Source organism: Rubellimicrobium roseum, from assembly GCF_006152145.1.
GTDB classification, from domain to species: domain Bacteria; phylum Pseudomonadota; class Alphaproteobacteria; order Rhodobacterales; family Rhodobacteraceae; genus Rubellimicrobium; species Rubellimicrobium roseum.
This window is the reverse complement of record NZ_VDFV01000139.1, coordinates 1-1610: the sequence shown is the minus strand read 5'-3', so window position 1 is coordinate 1610 and position 1610 is coordinate 1. Positions and strand designations below refer to the sequence as shown.

The 1610-nt window shown below is 59.3% G+C and carries 1 protein-coding gene; it reads right to left on the bottom strand.

What is annotated here, in order from left to right; genetic code table 11:
• Positions 1–41: 41 nt before the first annotated feature.
• On the bottom strand, positions 42–1112 hold the full coding sequence (locus FHG71_RS23195) for a tetratricopeptide repeat protein (protein WP_246045590.1): 1071 nt from the start codon (positions 1110–1112) through the stop codon (positions 42–44).
• Positions 1113–1610: the final 498 nt, after the last annotated feature.

Below are 1610 nucleotides of genomic sequence, written 5' to 3'. Positions count from 1 at the left end.
CCCCAAGGTCTTTCTCTCGGCCATCGCCTTGGCCGCAACCGTCATGTTCTGGCTATGAGTCCTGAGCGTAGCGTGTCTCGAAACCGACTGTAGGCTTCATACCCAGTCCGCCAGATTGCACAGGAGAATGCAGCAATGATGAGTTGGACCTGCTCGAGCTTCGCGGTGATTGATATTGCCGTAGTCCAGATATCGACATCATCCTCTAGGAGGAAGCAGATCATTAAGGATGCAGCGAACGCGTGATCGTATCTTTCCGCGTCGAGGCAGTCGTTCAGGAGGACGCCCCAGGTAGGCACTTTTCCAAGAGGCCCGAACCGGTCTTGAAGGTTGTGTTGGAAGAAGTCTGTTGCCCAGGCTGCCAACCAGAGCTTGAGGGAAGCCTCGGCGTGCTCGAACTCATCGACAGACTTCTGCGCAGCAGAGAAGTAGTCCCGTGCTTCGTCAAAATGCCCCGAATATAGGGACGCATCGCCTGCACAGATTGCCACTCGTGTGCCCGGCGATATTTCATGTGCCCGCGCGTACATGCGAGCCGACATACGATAACGTTGGCGGAAAAACAGCGCGGCCCCAAGCTCTGCTAGGAAGTAGTCACGAGAAAGGTAGGTCGGGTCTTTCTTTCTGGCCGAGTTATAGTGGTGCACGGCTGAAACGAAGTCGCCGGCAACCCTCAGTGAGTTAGCTAGCGAATAGTGGACAGCAGCCTGCCCTGTCGTGCGCTCGGGGCCAAGCGACGCCAAGGCTTCCTCGTAGAACGTTCTGACGGCGGTGGCCTTGTCGGCCACGGGAAGGTCACTCCCGAGGAGGCCGTGCAGGTAGGCGACGTAGGCGTGGTCGTGCTCCTCATATAGCCGGTTGAGGCTGGCGATGCTGGCCGCAACAGGGTGGTCTGGGATCGCGACCAGTGCGACGGACGCGGCCAGGTGCCTGCTTCGGGTGACCAGCCGCTTCTCGTGGATGATCCGAGCCAGCTCCCTAGCCTGCACATCGAAGTCGTAGCGAGCGGCCATGAAGGCGAGCACGTAGGCAAGGTGGCCGACGAGTTCGGATCGTCGGACCTTCTCCAACTCGACCGTGATACTGCTAATCACGTCCACGGCGACGACCATTCTTTGAGCCTCGTCCAGCCGCACCTCGATCGGTAGGCAGGCAAGCGGGTCGGTACCTGCGGTGATCAGAGCGCTCGCGTCCCGCAGTTGGGAAATCGCGTGGTTCAGCTCGAACGCCTGCGAGCTCGTCAGTCCCTCTGATCGAAGCGTAAGACCTATGGGCAGCCTGCGCGAAGCTGTGCGGATCGTGCGATAGGTCTGCAAGGTTCTCAGGATTGCGGCTGGATCGCCAGCCTTCCAGCGGTTCTCAGCATCGAAACTAATCGTGACCGACTTCGTCGAGGGCTCACCAAGTCGGGCGAATACGTTCGTAAGCCACTGCCAATGGATAGTGTGACTTGGGTAGCAATAGCGCACAATCATTGAGGGCAGGTCGAGGGAGGCAAGATACTCCAGGCGGTCAGTTTTCATGCTGACCGAACGCTCCGCTGTCAATCGGCACGGGATCGGGACCCTGGATCGGCGTTCAAGAGGGACCCCGGTGTGGATGCGGCGAGC